Source organism: Peptoniphilus rhinitidis 1-13, from assembly GCF_000246925.1.
Taxonomy (GTDB): Bacteria; Bacillota; Clostridia; order Tissierellales; family Peptoniphilaceae; genus Peptoniphilus_A; species Peptoniphilus_A lacydonensis.
Genome location: NZ_BAEW01000002.1, coordinates 1 through 19,759 on the forward strand (window position 1 = coordinate 1; position 19,759 = coordinate 19,759).

The 19,759-nt window shown below is 28.0% G+C and carries 16 protein-coding genes; 6 read left to right on the forward strand and 10 right to left on the reverse strand.

The genetic code is table 11. From position 1 onward, the window contains the following. Window positions 1-36: 36 nt before the first annotated feature. The 6 genes from RH95_RS01465 to RH95_RS01490 all read right to left on the reverse strand — a co-directional run bounded on the left by RH95_RS01465 (window position 37) and on the right by RH95_RS01490 (window position 5,184). The gene (locus RH95_RS01465; RefSeq protein WP_010242549.1) at window positions 37-1,155 is read right to left on the reverse strand and encodes a lanthionine synthetase LanC family protein; all 1,119 of its coding nucleotides are present in this window, start codon (window positions 1,153-1,155) and stop codon (window positions 37-39) included. Window positions 1,156-1,187: 32 nt separating this feature from the next. Continuing rightward, window positions 1,188-2,120: a CPBP family intramembrane glutamic endopeptidase gene (locus tag RH95_RS01470; RefSeq protein ID WP_010242551.1), complete on the reverse strand. Its 933-nt coding sequence runs from the start codon at window positions 2,118-2,120 to the stop codon at window positions 1,188-1,190. A gap of 257 nt (window positions 2,121-2,377) precedes the next feature. Next, window positions 2,378-3,127: an ABC transporter ATP-binding protein gene (locus RH95_RS01475; RefSeq protein ID WP_010242553.1), complete on the reverse strand. Its 750-nt coding sequence runs from the start codon at window positions 3,125-3,127 to the stop codon at window positions 2,378-2,380. Then, window positions 3,124-4,155, reverse strand: a complete 1,032-nt coding sequence (locus tag RH95_RS01480) for an ABC transporter substrate-binding protein (protein WP_010242555.1) — start codon at window positions 4,153-4,155, stop codon at window positions 3,124-3,126. The genes RH95_RS01475 and RH95_RS01480 overlap by 4 nt, the downstream gene beginning before the upstream one ends. Then, the gene (locus RH95_RS01485) at window positions 4,152-4,916 is read right to left on the reverse strand and encodes an ABC transporter permease (RefSeq protein ID WP_010242557.1); all 765 of its coding nucleotides are present in this window, start codon (window positions 4,914-4,916) and stop codon (window positions 4,152-4,154) included. Before RH95_RS01485 ends, RH95_RS01480 begins: the two co-directional genes overlap by 4 nt. After that, entirely contained in the window at window positions 4,885-5,184 is a 300-nt protein-coding gene (locus tag RH95_RS01490) for a thiamine-binding protein (RefSeq protein ID WP_010242558.1), read from the reverse strand. The genes RH95_RS01485 and RH95_RS01490 overlap by 32 nt, the downstream gene beginning before the upstream one ends. Before the next feature lie 716 nt (window positions 5,185-5,900). On the opposite strand from RH95_RS01490, the gene RH95_RS09785 reads away from it, so the two are divergent. Next, a complete protein-coding gene (locus tag RH95_RS09785; RefSeq protein ID WP_010242559.1) occupies window positions 5,901-6,254 on the forward strand; it encodes a TetR-like C-terminal domain-containing protein in 354 nt (117 codons plus the stop codon). Window positions 6,255-6,375: 121 nt separating this feature from the next. After that, the gene (locus tag RH95_RS01500) at window positions 6,376-8,169 is read left to right on the forward strand and encodes an oleate hydratase (protein WP_010242560.1); all 1,794 of its coding nucleotides are present in this window, start codon (window positions 6,376-6,378) and stop codon (window positions 8,167-8,169) included. 406 nt (window positions 8,170-8,575) lie between these two features. Here the strand turns inward: RH95_RS01500 and RH95_RS01505 are convergent, their stop codons facing one another. Further along, on the reverse strand, window positions 8,576-10,321 hold the full coding sequence (locus tag RH95_RS01505; RefSeq protein WP_010242561.1) for an ABC transporter ATP-binding protein: 1,746 nt from the start codon (window positions 10,319-10,321) through the stop codon (window positions 8,576-8,578). A gap of 148 nt (window positions 10,322-10,469) precedes the next feature. On the opposite strand from RH95_RS01505, the gene murJ reads away from it, so the two are divergent. The 4 genes from murJ (at window position 10,470) to RH95_RS01525 (ending at window position 14,300) form a co-directional block, all read left to right on the forward strand. Then, the gene (murJ, locus tag RH95_RS01510; RefSeq protein ID WP_010242562.1) at window positions 10,470-12,071 is read left to right on the forward strand and encodes a murein biosynthesis integral membrane protein MurJ; all 1,602 of its coding nucleotides are present in this window, start codon (window positions 10,470-10,472) and stop codon (window positions 12,069-12,071) included. 121 nt (window positions 12,072-12,192) lie between these two features. Further along, complete coding sequence (locus RH95_RS01515; protein WP_010242563.1) at window positions 12,193-13,005, forward strand: hypothetical protein; 813 nt, start codon at window positions 12,193-12,195, stop codon at window positions 13,003-13,005. A 126-nt stretch (window positions 13,006-13,131) separates the two neighbouring features. Then, a complete protein-coding gene (locus RH95_RS01520) occupies window positions 13,132-13,602 on the forward strand; it encodes an HD domain-containing protein (RefSeq protein WP_010242564.1) in 471 nt (156 codons plus the stop codon). Then, on the forward strand, window positions 13,599-14,300 hold the full coding sequence (locus tag RH95_RS01525; protein ID WP_026038561.1) for a putative ABC transporter permease: 702 nt from the start codon (window positions 13,599-13,601) through the stop codon (window positions 14,298-14,300). The genes RH95_RS01520 and RH95_RS01525 overlap by 4 nt, the downstream gene beginning before the upstream one ends. 41 nt (window positions 14,301-14,341) lie before the next feature. On the opposite strand, the gene RH95_RS01530 is transcribed toward RH95_RS01525, so the two are convergent. The 3 genes from RH95_RS01530 to pyk form a co-directional block, all read right to left on the reverse strand. Further along, the gene (locus tag RH95_RS01530) at window positions 14,342-16,105 is read right to left on the reverse strand and encodes an ABC transporter ATP-binding protein (protein WP_010242568.1); all 1,764 of its coding nucleotides are present in this window, start codon (window positions 16,103-16,105) and stop codon (window positions 14,342-14,344) included. 22 nt (window positions 16,106-16,127) lie between these two features. Next, the gene (locus tag RH95_RS01535; protein WP_010242570.1) at window positions 16,128-17,912 is read right to left on the reverse strand and encodes an ATP-binding cassette domain-containing protein; all 1,785 of its coding nucleotides are present in this window, start codon (window positions 17,910-17,912) and stop codon (window positions 16,128-16,130) included. A 110-nt stretch (window positions 17,913-18,022) separates the two neighbouring features. After that, complete coding sequence (pyk, locus tag RH95_RS01540; RefSeq protein WP_010242572.1) at window positions 18,023-19,756, reverse strand: pyruvate kinase; 1,734 nt, start codon at window positions 19,754-19,756, stop codon at window positions 18,023-18,025. Between the last annotated feature and the right edge of the window lie 3 nt (window positions 19,757-19,759).

Genomic DNA, 19,759 nt, shown 5'->3' on the forward strand with positions numbered 1-19,759 from the left:
GAGTTAAATATACTCCAGTAAATCCTTGCAAAGAAACTAATATCGCCAAAAATATATATCATCTATATAAGAATTAAGCCCTTTTTTAGTTATTTCATTTATGATTAGTTCAATAAACTTATCTTTTATATCTAATTTTTTCTGTAAATATAATTTCCTAAAATATTTATCTGAAAAAGAATAATCAATTATTGATATTACAGAAGAATATCCATGGCACAAATTAGAAATGTTCAAGTTTAAGTCATCTTTACATAAAAGATTTATAAGTTCTCTTATGTAAAAATTTTTTTCTTCTTCATATCCTAAATATGAATAGGTTTTTATTAATCCTCTTAAAATTCCCAAGTTACCATTACACCAGCTCGACTTATAATTTTCTAAATCTAATTTATATTTTTTGTTGTATAAATCATCAAGATTTAATTTTACAGGCCAATAAAGTACATTATTTATTTTCCTACAAAATTTTTTGTAATAAACTAATATTTTTTCTATAGCATTATCTAAATCTTTAATATTATATCCTTTGCTTTTTGCTTTTGCTAACACTATAGCAATTGAAATAATTCCGTGGGCCATTCCGAAATTTAAATGTCCATGTGGAAAATTTATAGTTTCTAAATCATTTTTTTGCATTTCTCTTTTTATAAAAAATTTATTATCTTCAATTGTTATTGATACTAAATATTTAATTATATCTTCTATTCCTTTTTGTTCAAAATTATTATCTAGAAAATAGTACAAATCTCCTGATAATCCACCAATAATATCATAAAAATTATAATGAATGCTTTTATATCCTTCATAATTTTTAAGTAAGTTCAGTGTGATTTTAAAAAATAATCTATCAATACTTTTTGAAAAATTTTTTAGTAATCCTGTTATAAGTGAAAATTCTTTCAACACAAAAGCAAATTGTCCTAATCCTCCAATCATACCACAATTATATATTATATTTCCTTTATTAAATTCATCTTTCATAATCTTATAATAATCGTAAACTTTTTCTATATAAATATCATTATAATTATTCAATAATAATCGATTTATTATCATAATATCGTTTGAATCTATTATTTTATCTTTATTTATAAAATAATCTGACATGCTATCATTAATATTAGTGATCTTTTGCTCATAATTCTTAATCATACTAGATATCCTTGTTTTTATTCAAATTAAAATCACTTATACTTTTTATTTAATAAAAATGGAGTATATAAAACTATATTAATTATTACAGATACAAGTAAAAATTCTTTTGTAAAAATAGAATCTTGATTGTAATCTGCACTCGTGAAATTAGTCATAAACATATTGTGCAAAAGATGTATGAAAGTTACCATAATAACACTTCTACTCTCCATGTAGATGAGTCCAAGCACTATCCCAATGGCGATACAAAATACAGTAATTTCTATACCTGCATATATGCCTTCTGTTCCAGAATAAAATACCAAACAATACAAGGGAAAATGAGACAAACCCCACATAAGACCAGTTAACAAAACTCCTATTCTATTGCCATATAATGATTGAAGTCTTGTTTGTGAAAAATATCTCCAACCATATTCTTCACCCATAGTAAATATTAAATTAAAAGTTGTACTAATTAATCCTAGGGTTAAGGTCCCAGCTAACCTATTAAGAAGATCAGTAAAATCAACTTCTGATTGAAAATAAAAATTTAATATTCCCATTCTAAATAAATCTATTATAATTACAATAAAAGCCCATTTAAGAAATAAAGCAAAATTAAATTTTCCTCTTAATCTTTTATCATCTATCGTTAATACATAAAGACTAATTAACCAACCTAAATACACGACATAATCAATCTTATTTAAAACTTTTTCTGAAAAGAATGACAATATGTAAAAAAATATAGATAATATGAAGTATAAGGAATATATCAGACTAAATTTATCTTTAGATAAATCTTTTAACTTAAAATCTTTTTCTAATAAAATTGCAATAAAAGCAGGAACTAAACTCATGACAAGTGTTATAACCCCTGTATTATCTGTTTTATAAAAATATTTACATGTAATTCCTATCAAAAAATCTAGAAAAAGAACTATAAATAAGAAATATCTTATTTCTTTTTTTGTGCTCATATTAACTCCTCTCCTTCACCGTTTTATTAACTCACTCATTTATTTATATTCACAAAATATCTTATTATTTATTAATCATAATAAAGTATCAATAGTTACTACTAAAGATTATAAATCTTCTAAGCTACTCTATACATCTTTATTGAATCTAAATTATTAAACTTTTTATCCATCTTTATATAAAAATATTGTTTCAAGCTAAAAAAAGAGATTCCACACCTCCTTTTTCAGATCATATATAAATATTTACAATACTTTTATAGATTATCTAATTTATTTATAATATATTTTTTATATTTTATAAAATTTTCGTCTTCAAAAAAATTATCATGGAAATTTTCTTTGATATTAATTTCATCAATAATTGTACCAGGATTTCTCCCTAAAATATAAATTCTATCAGAAAGTTTCACTGCTTCTTCTATATCATGAGTTATAAAAATAGTCGAAATTTTCATTTCATTTATAATATTTTTATACCACTTGTGAATTGAAGCTTTTGTTATCGCATCCAATGCACTAAAAGGTTCATCTAAAAGTGTAACTTCACTTCCAAAAACATAAGTCCTTAAAAGAGCTGCACGCTGTGCCATTCCTCCTGACAGTTGTGATGGATATTTATATTCATTACCCTCTAATCCAAAATCCTTAAACAAATCTTTCACTTTTTCTCTTGCAACTTTTTTCTTATCTCCACGAAGAACAAGTGGAAGAGATACATTATCTATAATGGTCATATATGGAAGTAGAAGATCCTTTTGGAGCATATAAGATACTTTCCCTGCCTTATTTGTAATCTCTTTATCTCTTAAAAAAACTTTTCCACTATCTGGCCCGAGAAGACCTGCTATTATATTAAATAGCGTAGTCTTCCCACTCCCAGATACTCCAACGAAAGACACTAATTCTCCTTTATTTAGTTTAATATTTATATCTTTTAAAATAATCTTATCATCAAAAGATTTGTTAATATTTTCTGTTCTTAAAATCTCTAATTTTTCACTCATTTTAAATTTTCTGGATTTACAAAATCATTGGTGAAACCAAAATCCTTTGGAATTTCATTTTCAATTAGTCCATTTTCAAAGAGCCAAGTATAGAAATCATTCCATCTTTTTGAATCAATTTGACCAAAGTATTCTGCATCATCTTTATATTTATCTTTTAGATATTCCATTCCACCTTTTACAAGATCCTTATCAAGTTCAGGATTTGCCTTTACAAGAATTTCTGCTGCTTCATCAGGGTTTTCAATCGCATATTCGTACCCCTTAACAAAAGCCTTCATAAATCTTTTTGCAACATCTTCTTTATCTTTTAAGAAATCATTATTTGCAATCAAAATAGGTGTGTAATAATCAAAAACAGGACTTATATCTTTAAATGCAAAATAATTTATTGGAACATTTTGATTTTTTGCCAAAACTCCATCTACTTGATAAAAAATCCAAACTGTATCAATATCTCCATTTATCGCTTGCACTGCATTTGTAACATTTTCAGGAATCATTTCTACTTTAGAAAAATCTCCTCCATCATCTTCTACAACTTGTTTTAAAATAGCTTGTTCAATTTCAAGTCCCCATGTTGCATAATTGTGACCTTCCATATCCTTTGGTCTTTCAATATTTTTTTCTTTTAAAGAAATCACACCAGAAGTATTGTGATTAATAATTGCAGCAATTGCTGTAACTGGAAGTGGATCCTTATTTGCAAAAGCTGGTGCAATTGTATCTTGGAAAGAAATCCCTAAATCTGCTTTGCCAGATGCCACAAGAGCTTCTGCCCCATTTGCAGGCGGTTGATTAATTTCTACTTCAATACCTTCATCCTTAAAAAATCCCTTTTCGATTGCAGTGTAAAGACCTGCATGATTTACATTTGGATCCCAATCTAGCAAGAAACTAACTTTTTCTGTTTTTACATCTTCTTTTTCATTTTTATTTTGATTTTTACTTTTTTCGCCGCCATCTCCACAAGCAGTAAGCATGGCACAAGCCAAAAATATAATAAGTACTTTTTTTAAATTTTTCATTTTTCCTCCATCCACGGCATCATTTTCTTTTGAATAAAACTAACGAGTTTCATCAAAATTAATGAAATTGCCGAAATTAAAAATATAACTGCAAACATCTTGTCAAAGGAATAGTTCTTCTGAACTCTTATCATATAAACTCCTAAACCTTTAAAACCTCCAAGCCACTCGGCAATAACTGCACCAACAACAGAATATGAAACCGCAATCTTAAAAGCAGAGAAAAAATTAGAAAGACTTTCTGGAAGTTTTATATATTTATAAATTTCGTATTTACTTGCTCCCATTGCCTTTAAAAGTTTTATCTTATCTTGATCCACTTGCTTAAAAGCCTCGAGAAGAGAAATTGCAACTGGAAAGAATGTCACAATCACAATCAAAGTGATTTTTGGAACAATCCCATAACCCATCCACAAAACTAAAAGTGGTGCAATTGCAACTGTCGGAACTGTTTGCGTAATTACAAGTATTGGGTAAAGTGCAGAATAAATTGTTTCAGACAAATCCATCAAAAGTGCCACAATAAAACCAAGAGTAACACCAACAAAAAGTCCCCAAAAAGCTTCCGTAAGAGTAGTTCCCAAATGGGACAATATAGTAGAAAAATCATTTACAAAAGCCTTTATAACATCAATTGGTTTTGGCAAAAGATATGGTCCAACTATTCCCTTTGTTGTTACAAATTGCCAAAGAGCTAAAATAATTATTATCAAAGAAGCTGCTGAGATATTATCCTTGATATTTACCTGTTTTTTCTTCAATTGTCAAAATTCCCTTTTCTGAATAAAATATTTTACTATAACAAGCAACCTGTTCTGATAAATCGCCTGCAATTTTTACACAGTTTTTCAAAATTTCAAAAGCCTTATCATAATCATCAAGCTCAATTACAGTTTCAAAAGGTGTAACAACATAATTCACATTTTCATCAATAATATATTCAATTACTTTGTCAACCACAGCAACTACTGATTCAGATGTAGCTTCTTTTGTAGTTGGCAAAACCTGTATTGCCACTGAAATCTTCATATATACCTCCTAAAATAAATTTGTACAAATTTTTGCATAAAAAAATTCCCATAGCGGGAACATACTTTTCCCACGACAGCATTACCTGCCCCGGTCCAAAGGGTTTAAGGATAAACCTAATCTCAGCAAACGCTCCCCTGATATAATTATTATAGCTACAAGCAATATTTATTACAAGTTTAAAATTTAATGAAAAAGTGGAGTTAAGCCTAATATAGCGCTCACATAAAATTGAATTAAAATCAGATATGGCAATTAAATTTATATAAAAAAGTCTAGATATGAAATTATCCAATATTACAAAACTAGAAATTTGAAATTGATTTTAATTTACAGAAATAGTTATATTAAAAATTATAAAATTATTTATTATCTTATCTCTTTTAATAATTAATAAATTGGGAAAATATATAATATATAACTTTATTCTAATAAGGGGAAAATATAATATATAACTTTATTCTAATAAGGGGAATTTATATGCCAAAAAATTATACTAAAGATTTAATACGAAAAGAATTTATAAATCTTTTAAATAAAAACAATTACATAATATTACTGTAACTGAACTAGCTAAGCAATGTAAAATTGAAAGAAAGACTTTTTATTATCACTATGAAAATTTACCTCAATTAATTAAGGAAATTTTTGACGAAGAACTTGAAAATGTAATTGAGGAGTTTAATGAAACCTTATCATGGGAAGAAAGCTTTATTTTGGCTGCTAAATTTATCTTAGATAATAAAAAAGTTGTAAAGCATATGTACGAGTCTGATTATAAGGTTGAGTTGGAAAAATATATTTTTTCTATTTCCGGTGAGATAATGAAAAAATATGTAAGAAGAGTTGCTGTGGATACTAAGGCACAAGAAATTGATATAACATTAATTGCTTATTTTTATCAATGTGCACTAAGTAGTTCTCTGATTCAATGGGTAGCGACTGACATGAAGACTGATCCAAAAGCTATTACTCGTAGAATTGGTGAGCTAATGGACGGTAATATTTTATTGTCTTTAAAGAGAAGTGAAAACTTAGAAAAGTTTACCCAAAATTTTGAAATTGAGTAAAACTAACCCAATATTAAAGTTTTGGTAGATGAAACTTTATCTGGATAATGTTTTAATTAATTTGTAGGAAAGGATAAATAATTTTTGGAAAAAGTATAAGTAACTATCAAAGGAGGGTATTATGGAACTAAAAACTTATGATAAAAGACTCAAACTAACTAATGGCGACTTTCAAAGATTAGTTAAAGCGAGAAAACCAGAAGGTATAGAAGAAAAATCTGCTTATTTAATTGGAACAGGAGTTGCATCACTTACTGCAGCATGTTTTTTAATTAGAGATGCTCACATGGAAGGTAAAAAAATTACTTTCTTGGAACAATTAGATATAGCTGGAGGCTCACTAGATGGTAAATGCATGGAAACCAGAGGATATGTTGCTCGTGGTGGTAGAGAAACTGGAGCTCACTTCGAATGTTTATGGGATATTTGGAGCTCAATTCCAAGTATTGAAGATCCAGAAATGAGCGTGTTGGATTCTTATTATTACACAAATTATGATGATCCGAACTTTAGTAATTGCCGTATCACTCATAAACAAGGTGAGCGTTATGACGATGGTAATTTTAATCTAACTCAAGATCAAGTTAAAGAAATTGCTGAACTTTGCATGACTCAAGATGAACTACTAGAAGATAAGGCTATAGAAGATATTTTCTCTGATGGACTTTTAAACTCAGACTTCTGGACTTATTGGCGAACAATGTTTGCTTTTGAAAACTGGCACTCTGCACTGGAAATGAAACTATACTTAAATCGTTTCATCCACCATATAGATGGATTTACTGACCTATCAGCAGCAAGATATACAAGATTCGACCAATACAATTCACTTGTTAAGCCAATGGTTAAGTATCTTGAAGACCACGGCTGTAATTTCCAATACAATATTAAGGTAACAGATGTAGATTTTGATATATCTGAAAATAGAAAAGTTGCTACAAAAATTATAGCAGAAGATAAAGACGGAAACGACAAGTCTATAGACTTAACAGAAAATGATCTTTTATTTATAACTAATGGTTCTATGACAGAAAACTCAAGTTATGGTGATGACAACACACCAGCAGAACTTAGTGATGAACAAACTGGTTGCTGGGAAATGTGGAAAAACATTGCTAAAAAATCAGATGACTTTGGTAACCCTGAAGTATTTTGCTCTGATGTAGAAAAAAGTAATTGGGAATCATGTACAATAACTTGCCACGATGAATCAGTTCCAAAATACATTGAAAAAATCACAAAGAGAAGCCCTTATACTGGAAAAACAGTTACTGGTGGTCTAGTAACTTGTGTTGACTCAAGCTGGTTAATATCTTGGACAATAAATAGACAAGGACAATATCCAGAACAACCTGAAAATGATGTTGCTGTTTGGGTTTACGGTCTATTTACAGATGTTGAAGGTGACTACATCAAGAAGAAAATGAGAGATTGTACAGGTAAGGAAATTACAAAAGAATGGTTATACCACATCGGTGTTCCTGTAAATGAAATTGATGCACTTGCTGAAACTTGTACAGCTGTACCTGTTATGATGCCATACATTACAGCTCAATTTATGCCTAGAAAATTTGGCGATAGGCCACTAGTTGTTCCAAAGGGTGGAGTGAACTTTGCTTTCTTAGGACAATTTGCAGAAACTCTTGACGATCCAGGAAGAGATACAGTATTTACAACAGAATATTCTGGAAGAACAGCTATGGAAGCAGTTTATGTTCTTTGCGGAGTAGAAAAAGCTGTGCCAGAAGTTTATGCTTCAAGATATGACATAAGATATCTTCTAAATGGAATGGTTTCTTTATCAGATGGTAAAAAACCTGAACTTCCACTTAGCCCATTACAAAAGATGAAAATTGCAAAATTTATTAAGGGAACAGATATAGAAGAAATGCTAAAAGAATTTAATATAATTTAGTATTATTAAAAATAAAATTGTTGCAGTATAATTACGCTGCCCTATAACCTTAGATTAACTACCAGAGAAATTATAAACTATCTCTGGTAGTTTTTTATCTAAATTTTTATTTTAAGCAAAAGCTTTTTAATTTCTATTTAGCTTTTATTAATTTAATGCTATTAGATATACCTATATTTATAAATCTTTTATAAAAAATCGACTTTCAAAAACCAACTTTCGGAAATCAATTCATATTTTCTATTTTAAATTATCCAATTACTTTTAAAATTTTAAAGAATTTTCTGTATTGTGGAATATTTTTTCTTGTCCTTTATAGCATCTCTCTTATAAAAATTAAATCAGTTACTTTGCTTGATAAAATCTATAAAATTTTTCTTCATCACTTTTATATCAAAAGTTTCATTTACTCTAATCTTCCTCCTTTTGTATAAAGGTTGTAGTAATAATCTTTTCTATCCATTAACTCTTTATGGCTTCCTCTTTCTATAATTCCATCCTTTGTCATTACAATTATTAAATCTGCATTTTGCACTGTTGTAAGTCTATGTGCAATAGTAATTGTAGTCCTTCCTTTGGAAAGTTTTTCTATGGAATCTTGTACAATTATTTCACTTTTATTGTCTAGAGCAGACGTTGCTTCATCTAAAATTAATATTGGTGGATTTTTTAGAAAAACTCTTGCAATAGAAATTCTTTGTTTTTGTCCTCCTGATAATTTTACACCCCTCTCTCCAACATAGGTGTCAAATCCATCAGGTAAATTTTTTATAAATTCATATGCTCCTGCAAGTTTTGCTGCTTCAATTATTTCTCCATCACTTGCGTCACTTTTTCCATATCCAATATTGTCTTTCACAGTTCCTGAAAATAAATATACATCTTGTTGCACTATTCCAATATTTTCTCTTAATGATTTTATTTTTATATCACGTACATCAATACCATCTACATTTACAGAACCACTGTCTACATCATAAAATCTTGGTATTAAATTACAAATTGTAGTCTTTCCTGCTCCACTGGGTCCAACAATTGCAAGCTTTTCTCCAGGAGTTATATCAACACTAAAGTTTTCTAAAACTTTTTCTCCACCTTCTCCATAACTAAAATAAACATTCTTAAAGGAAATTTCTCCTCTCACATTTTTTATTTCTTTTGCATTTTTTCTATCCTTTATGTCAGATTCAACAGACATAATTTCTGCAAACCTTTCAATTCCAGTCATTCCTTTTTGAAACTGTTCTGTGAATTCTATAATTCTTCTCACAGTTGCAAGAAGTGATTGCACATACATTACATAGACAATCAAATCTTCTGGTCCAATTTCCCTCTTCATAAGGAAATATCCGCCACTTGCTATCAGGATAAGATACATCAAACCATCAAAAACTCTGTTAATTGTATTAAATCCTGCCATTGATTTGTAATATCTCTTTTTGATGTTTAAAAATTTATCATTTTCATTCATAAATTTTTCGTTTTCAACATCTTCATTTGCAAAAGATTTTACAACTTTTATTCCTAGTAAAGAATCTTCTATGGAAGAGTTCAAATGCCCAATGTGAACTCTTTGATCTTTTTGTGCTTCACGCATTTTCTTTCTAAATCTTCCTGAGAAAAATATCATAAGAGGAATCATAATATAAATCAAAAGAGTCATCTTCACATTTATATTTAAAAGAATAATTAAAGATACTAGTATTTTTATTGCCCCAATAAAATATTCTTCTGGACAGTGATGTGCAAATTCTGTTATGTCAAAAAGGTCATTTGTAATTCTTGACATTATAACTCCGACTTTTGTTTCGTTGTAAAAAGTATCAGAAAGAGTTTGAAGATGCGAATATAAATCACGCCTCATATCTGTTTCTATTCTCGCACCCATTATGTGCCCAATACTTGTCATAAAATACTGAGCAATTATTTCCACAATTTTTATTGAAATATATATAAGAGAAAGTTTTAATACAAAATCAAAGGTAATAGATTCTAAATCTTTCATCCCTCTATTTGTAAGTGCTCTTAGAATCAAGGGCAAGATCATTTCACTTGCAGTTGTAAAGGCTGCACAAAATAAATCTAAAAACAAAGTCAATTTATACTTATAAAAATATGGCATTACTTTTTTTATTAAATTTTTATTTTTCATTTTTCCCCCTATTTGTAATTTTTTTAATTTTCTATTTTACATTCATAATAACACAAAAAATCTTTTCTTTAAATTGAAAAGAATCCCTTTACTTGACATAAAATTTTAAACAAATTATAATTTGAGAAGATATAAAGGAGTTTTTAAATTGGAAAATAAAAGTAATACAAGCTCAAAAATTGCAAAGTCAACTCTTGCAATAATAATCTTTTCGTTAATAGGAAAAGTTTTTGGATTTTTTAGAGAGTCTTTAACTGCAAATGTCTTTGGTGCAGGAACTGAAATGGACGCCTTTTCTCTTGCACAAGCTGCAACTGCAACGATTGCAGCTTTTGTAACTCAAGCTATTGCAACAACTTATATACCATCAGTTCAAAAAGCTGAACTAGATTATGGTAAAAACCAAAAAAATTATTTTACTAATAATTTATTATCAATTGCCTCACTTGTATCCTTTGTACTTATCATCCTTGGTATAATTTTTCCAAGGCAAATTGCATACTTAACAGCATCCCAAGCTGATAAAGAAACTTATGATATTGTTGTTAAATTAATTCAAGTTGGTATGCCAGTAGTATTATTTTCATCATGGGTTGGGGTAATGGAAGGATATTTGCAACATGGTGGCAAATTTGCTGCAGCTGGTGCAATAGCAATTCCTCTAAACTTAACATATATAATATATTTAGCATTATTTTCTCGTCATGTTGGTATAATAGGGCTTACAATTTCATCTGTACTAGGAATACTTGCAGAATTTTTATTTTTACTTCCTCATGCAATGAAAATCGGTTACAAACCTAAATTTGTCTTGGATTTTAAAGATGAATATGTAAAAGAAGCAATAACTCTTGCTCTTCCTGTTTTTGTTTCTGTATCTATAAATGATATAAACACACTTGTAAATAGATCTTTGGCTTCTGGAATGGGTAGAGGAGCTGCTTCAATTTTATATTATGCGAATAAAATGAACACAATGATTATTGGTATTTTTATAACTGCAATAACTGCAACAATTTTTCCAGTACTAACAAGGACACTTGGTCAGGGAAATATGCGTGACGGAAAAAAAGTTATGAATGCATCAATAAAATCAGTTTTATTTTTAACTGTTCCTGCAACTGTGGGGCTAATAGTATTGGCAAGACCAATTATAGAAATTGCCTTTGTGCGTGGAGCTTTTACTCCAGAAAATGGGATTGCGGCAACTTCTACGCTTAGATTTTATTCACTCTCACTTATTTCTATATCATTAATAAATGTATTAAATAGAATTTATTATTCCGTTGATGACACAAAGACTCCATTTTATGTTGGAGTTGTAAATGTGGCAATAAATGTTGGGCTAAACCTCTTAGTTGCAAGACACTTTGGCACAAATGGACTTGCTGCATCAGTTTCAATTGCAACTATGATAGCAGTTTTTATTTCATTTATACTTTTAAAGAAAAAAATTGGAAATCTTGGAGTAAAATCCTATATAAAAGCACTTGTTAAAGCATTAATGGCATCTTCTGTTATGGGACTTGTTACGCTTGCCTACTTCCCTTATGAAAAATTAATTATTTCTTTTGCTAGTGGTGGTATGCAAACACTTTTGCGTTTGATTCTTTTAATAATTATAGTAGCAATTGCCGCTGTTATTTATTTAATTTGTCTATATTACTTGGGTGTTCGCGAAGTTAGAGATGTTGTGCCTATTTTAAAAGGAAAAATAGAAAATAGGAAACAAAGAAAGTTAGAAAATTAATATTTTGAAAAGAACTTGGGAAACTGAGTTCTTTTTAATTTAAAACTTTTTAATTTTTTAATTAATTAAAGTAGTTATTTTATATTTAAGTGGTATAATATAAATAATTGGAGGTGCTGAAATGCTATATTTTATTTTAATTGTAGTCATTGTCCTTATCTTTTATTTGTGGAAATCTAAAAGTAATAAAAAAGCTCTTCCCGCTAATAAAAAAAATATAAATGAAACTACAAAAAGCTCGGCTAGATTACATAAAGAAGATTCAAAGAAAAATGTAAAAATTTCTAACGAAACTAACCTTAATAGAGAAAAATCTCAAGACAAAAATTTGAAAAAAGAAGGAAATGAACCTTCCCAAGAAAAGCTTCACGATTTGGAAATTAAAAGTCCTGATACAGATAAAAATGTCAAAAAAATAATCAATGAATCCAAAAAAGATGAATCTTCAGAAGAGAATAAAAAAGACAAAACTCCTACAACAAATAAAAAATATGAAGATGTTATAAATTCTTTAAATAATTCTTCAAAAGAAATACAACCAGAAAAATTTTCTATAAAAAAAGAAAATACCAAGACTAAAAAAATTACAGAACTTTATCCAAATCTTTGTGATTCAAAGGAAAAAAACTTTTTAGAAGATATTTCAATTGACAAAATTAAAAATTCTATAAATTCAAATAATTTGGTTGAATTTTTAAATCAAGTTCAAACAAATCCAACAGTTTTAAATAAAAAAGACAAAATTGTATACGAATTTACAACAAAAAATGAAAGTGAAATAGAAATTATAAAAAATAGATATTCACTAAATGATAAAAACTTTGAAAAGGCAACTTCTATGCTGACCTTTTCTAAAGAAAATTTAAAATTAATAGAACTAAGTGATGCTCTTGTTTCTTCTGAAAATAGAATTTATTTTGAATCAAAGTTCTAATAGAAAATAAAAGTCAAAAGTCATAGCAATATGACTTTTATTTTTTTGCAATTTTCTTTAAATTTTAACATAAATTTAGAAAATTTTTTACATTTTTAATCTAAAATAATTTTCGAGGAGAATAAGATGGATAATGAAAAAAGACTTAAAGAAATTATAGAAGAATTAAATAAAAATACTAGATTTTTAAAAACAAAAAATTATATACAGCATGGAAATACAACTGTATACTCTCACGTTATTTCCGTTGCAAAAAAATCTATTGAAATCGCCGAAAAATATAATTTAAATGTAGACATGGATTCTCTAATAAGAGGTGCTCTTCTTCACGATTACTTTTTATACGATTGGCATGACAAAAAACATAAAAAAAGTTTTCATGGCTTTACTCATCCAAAAGAAGCTTACAAAAATGCAAGGAGTGAACTTGATCTAAACAATGTTGAAAAAGATATAATAATAAAGCATATGTTCCCTTTAACTGTAGTTCCACCAAAATATTTGGAATCATGGATTATAACTTATGCAGACAAATGGGTGTCAACAGTTGAAACTGTATCTCATAGATTTGCGAAAGTGAGTTTTGAAAATTTATGAAAATATCAGAATTTTACTTAATATTTTTTATCTATTCATTTTTAGGTTGGTTATGGGAGAGTTTCCCTTGTTCTATTGTTGAACTTGATAAAATTCACAACAGAGGATTTTTGCTAGGACCTTGTTGCCCTATTTATGGCATAGGTACCACTCTGTCCTACTTCACACTTAAAGGTTTTCAATCAAGCCTATCCATTTTTATATACTCTGCCTTTTTATGTTGCACTGTAGAATATATGATAGGATATTTTCTTGAGAGATTCTTCCACAAGAAATGGTGGGATTATAGCAACTATCCTTTCCAAATCAAAAGTAGAGTCTGCTTATATGGTCTTATAATTTTTGGTTTTGGAAATATTGCAATAGTAAAAAAATTAACCCCAATTATGATTTTTTTCTTATCTATTGCAGACAACAAATTAATAAACTTAATCACCTCTATATTGGGAGTTTTATTTGCAATTGATATACTGCTCACACTAAATAATTTATCTAAAGCCTCTAAAACTTTAGATAAAATTTACAAGATTCTATCCCAAAAAATTGAAGAAAATTTCAACTACTTAAATGAATCAGAAAAATTTTCTAAAATAAAATTAATGTCAGAATCTAAAAATGTAAAGGTAAAATTAGAAAACTTTAATTCCATTTTAAAGGAAAGAGAAAAAAACATAAAAAAAATAATAGCACAAAAATAAAGATCTCTAAAACATAAATACAAAATGTCTAGAGATCCTTTTTATACAAATTTTTTCTTTTGAATGTCAAACATTTCCTTAAATCTACTATTTTCTCTCATAAGATCTTCAAAACTTCCACTTTCTATTATCTCGCCATTTTCTAAAACAAAAATTTTGTCAGAAAATTTTGAACTTATAAGCCTGTGTGAAATAAAAATCGAAGTTTTATTGCGAGTGAACTCTTCTAAACTTTTATAGAAATCCACCTCTGTATATACATCAACAGAAGCAGTTGGCTCATCTAATATTAAAAACTCTCTATCACTGTATAAGGCTCTTATTAAAGTAATTTTTTGTTTTTGCCCCAAAGATAAATCCGTAGATGAAGAATCATAAGCCTTGTACAAATTTTCTTCTAATCCATGTTCCAAACTCTCTATTTTTTCATAAAGGCCAAACTCAGATAATAATTCATTTGTCTTTTCCTCATCGCATTTATAATTCGTATCTATATTTTCTGATACTGAAAGAGGAAAAATATTAAAGTCTTGGAAAGCTACTCCAAATTTTTTAAATAAATCTTCTTTTTTATAGCTCTCTAAGTCACAACCGTCTATTAATATTCTTCCCTCAGTTGGCTTATAAAGACCTATTAGTAATTTAATAATTGTAGATTTGCCTGCACCATTTGAACCTACCAAGCTAACTCTCTCGTTTTTTCCTATTTTAAAGCTCAAATTCTTTAATGTATATTTATCCTGAGATGGATATTTAAAATATACATTTTCAAATACAATCTTAGAACCTTTTTTATCTAAATTTAAAATATTTTTATTTTTAATTATAATTTCTTTTTCTGAAATATCTAAGTCTAAAAATACAAAATAACTTTCTACATAGCAATTAATTTTACTAATATCTACAATAGCATGACTAATAGTCTTAACTGAATTCAAAAACACGTTCACTGAAACTAAATATGAACTAAAGTCTGCTATTGAAAGGCTCTTTCTTGTAAGACCCTCTAATCCCAAATAAAAAACCAAAAAAATTTTAAGTGATTCTAACAAATTATTAAGTATATTATATTTAGAAATAGTTTTTGCCTCATCGCTCATAACTTGATACATATCTTTATTGGTATCTTTTGCAGTATTTCCAAAAAAATCAGACGTATTAAAGATTCTAATATCAGATCCGTTATTAAAATTATACATCAAATCATATACCATTCGAAATTTTCTATTAATTGGAATCCATTTATTCCAATTTTTTATTTCAAAATTCGCTATCAGTTTTTCAATTACAAAATCTAAAATTAAAATCAAAACAAGTGCCAATAAATACCTTATATTAATTCTTGTTATTATATATGTGACACCAAAAATAGAAATAATAGAAGATATAATTTCTATAATTTTTTCATTGTAAATAGATATACTTCCATTATTTACAGAAATTCCTTCAAGTGCCTTATCTTTCATATCAAGTATCTTTGGACTTTCTAAAATTTCATAATCTACTCGCATTATTTTCTTTAGTATATTTAATTCAAACTTTTGATTTAATTCTGTCCCAATATATTCTAATTTATTGTCAAAAATATTTACTAATATTTCTAATAAATACTTTATAAAGATTATAAAAATAATTGTACTTACAACTACTTTAAACCCCTTTCCAGAAGTTATGTTGTCTATAACAATTTTGGGAAATATAACTGTAATTATTGGCAATAGACTCTTTATAATTATTAAAATAAGAGAAAAATATAAATATTTTTTAGACATTTCCCATATAGTTTTGTAAATCCTTCTAAACAATTCTTTTCTCCTAATTGTAATCTTAATCTTTTAAATATAGCATCTTCTGGCTCATATACATATTATAAAACTCGCCTTGTTTTTCCATTATTTCGTCAAAATTCCCTTGCTCTTTTATTTTTCCATTTTCAAGTAATATTATTTTGTCACAAAATTTTACTGTTGTGAGTCTGTGCGAAATGTAAATCATAATTTTATCTATTGAATTTTCGACTATTGTTCTTAACATTCTCTCTTCTGAAAAAGGGTCTAAAAAAGCTGATGGCTCATCTAAAATAAATAAGGGACTTCCTCTATAAAGCATTCTTGCAAAATTAATTTTTTGACTTTGTCCACCTGAAGGAACATAACCATTGTCATCTATTAATTTTAACATCATCTTACCTACATTTTCATCAAAACCACTAATCACATTATAAATATCTGCTCTCTTTAAAGAAAGAATTACTCGTTCTCTATTAAATTCAGATGCCATAGCTACATTTTGAGCCACAGTAAAAGAATATATAATAGTTTTTTGAAACATTGCAGAAAGTGCAAAATATAAACTCTTTTTCTCGATATTGTTTATATCAAACCCATTTATTAAAATTTGACCCTTGCTCGTTTTATATAATCCAAGTAAAAGTTTTATAATTGTACTTTTTCCACTTCCATTTACACCGACAATTGCAAACTTTTCTTTATTAGATAATTTGAAATTAATTCCTTGAAGTACAAAAGGACTTCTATCAGAATATCTAAACCAAACATCTTTAAATTCTATTTCATATATATCTTTAATTTTTATATTACTAATATTACAACCCTTACCTTCTTTTTCAGAATATTTATTAAAAAAAGATAAATAATCTGAAACTTCAATACTATTTTTATAAAGATTGCTAAAATCGTGAATCATCTGGCTCATAGCTTGTCTAAATAAAGAGATTAACATTATTAACATTACAATCGAATTAATGCTTAATTTTCCATTTATATGCAAAATAAAAATATATAAATACGTAGCTATTTCAAATATAAACCAAATTAACCCATTTGAGAAAAATAGTTTATTTTCCTTCGTTAGAATATCTTTCACATTTAAATTAATTTCTTTAAAGATACAATTAAGCTTTCTGACTAATATAGACTCCATTGAAAAAATTCTTATTTCTTTTCCTGTGCTAAAGTCCCATATTGCATCATTAAAATAATTTTCTTTTCTATCGCATTCTTTAATTATATAATTTTCTTTCTCATGAATAAAAAGGCTATTCTTAACACTTTTTTTAAGACTAAATACAAATACAAAAATTGCAGGTGCAATTAAAAATGGCAAATAATATAGCAAGACTGCACCATTTAAAAAAAATCCAACTATTCCCTTTAATATCTTATTTGAATTTAAAACATACCCTGCAAATCCTTTTTGATTGTCAGATGAAGATGACTTTGCAATTTCAAACTCTTCCATCACACTATAATTTTCTAACAGTGAATAATCCATCTTCATCGCAAGTTCTCCCAAATGAGTAAGTTTGCTAAATCGGAATTTTACAACAATTGGCCAAAAAATATTGTAAGAAAAATTCACAACTAAATTTATTGCAAATAATAAAATTGTAAAATACAACAAATATCTAGTTATAAATCTTAAACCTGCACCTCTTTTAAATAAGTCCAATATATTCTTACTTAAAAGTGCTATTAAAAAAGTGGGCAAAGGCTCAAATATAGCATTAACTAAAAGTGCTATATTTCCCTTTTTTGAAAATTTTAAAAATTCCCCAAAAATATAATCAAAATTTTTCTTTATTTCTTTCATAATAACAAGTCCAAATCCTATAAATTCTACCTTACCACTAATTAATTATCTAAAAGGCTTAAAATAAATTTATTATAAACTAAGCAAAAAACAATACTTCTTATAAAAATTTATCTTCTAACAGTTCCATCTATTCCATCAATTGTTATGATATCCCCTGTTTTTATTTTCGCAGTTATATCTTTCACTCCAACTATTGCCATTTTATCAAGAGATATTGCAGAAACTGCTCCATTTGATGTGAATCCTGCCTCTTCTGTTACAAATCCTGAAGATCTCTCCATGAAAGGAATCATTTTTTCATTTGTACTCTTGCACACAATAATATCCTTTGTTTCGAAATTTCCTTCCAAATCCTTTATAGAATTTACAACTATGGCTCTAGCCTTCTTTTTCTTTTTTCCAATTGAAGTACCACGTCCCAAGATTTCCGAAACATTTTCTATTTTTAGAAGATTAGTAGATCCAGCAATTCCCGTTGGCACTCCTGCTGTAAGTACAACTAAATCTCCAGATTTTAAATATCTTTTTTTTACAGAAGCTTCCATTGATGCATCGATTAAATTATCTGTATCTTTAAAATTTAAAACTTTTATTGGATTTATGCCCCAAACGATACTAAGTTGATTTTTTATTTTTTCAAAAGGTGTAGATGCAATAATAGGCGTAACTGGTCTAAACTTTGCAATTGCCCTTGATGTATTTCCTGAAGTTGTTGCTGTTATAATTGCCTTAGCATCTAAATCTCTCGCTATTACGCAGGCGCTTCTCCCAATGGAATTAGTCATGGAATTTTCCACAACTTTAATTATATTTTCTAAAATTTCATCGTGATCAATAGTATTTTCTGTGTACTCCAAAATTTTTCGCATAGTTATAACAGATTCTAAGGGATACTTTCCACTTGCAGTTTCACCTGAGAGCATCACTGCACTTGTTCCATCTAAGACAGCATTGGCAACATCATTTGTTTCTGCCCTAGTTGGTCTTGGGTTTCTAATCATTGAATCAAGCATTTGCGTTGCAGTAATTACAGTTTTGCCAGATATATTGCACTTTTTTATAATCTCTTTTTGTACAATTGGAACTTTCTCTGTTTCTATTTCAACGCCAAGATCTCCTCTAGCAACCATTATGCCATCAGATACTTCAATTATTTCGTCAATTAAATCCACTGCACCTTGAGATTCTATTTTTGAAATAATTTTTGTTGTGTAGTCCCTTTCTTCTTCTAAAACTTTTCTTATTTTAAGAACATCTTCTTTACTTCTAACAAAGGATGCGGCAATAAAATCAACATCTTCTTTCACGCCAAATTTTATATCTTCTACATCTCTCTTAGTAAGAGCAGGCAAATTTAAATTTGCTCCTGGCACATTTACTCCTTTGTGGGAAGAAATATATCCAGAATTTAAAACTTCAGTCACTATGTCTTCATCTACAATGGAAACTACTTTTAGTTCCACAAGACCATCATCGATTAAAATTTTACCGCCAACTTCTACATCATTATAAAGTTCTTTATAGGATATTGTGGCAATATTTTTATCGCCCACAATTTCTCTACTTGTAAGGGTAAAGTTTTCTCCAACTTCTAAAAAAATTTCGCCCTCCACATCTCCAAGTCTAATTTCTGGTCCTTTTGTATCAAGCATTATACCAATTGGAAGGTCAAGTTCTTTCCTAATCTTTTTTATTCTATCAATCTTTATTTTATGCTCCTCATGGCTTCCATGAGAAAAATTTAGCCTTGCAACGTTTACTCCTTCTAAAAACAAACTTCTTAAAACTTCTTCACTTTCACTTGAAGGACCAATTGTTGCTACAATTTTTGTTTTTTTCATTTC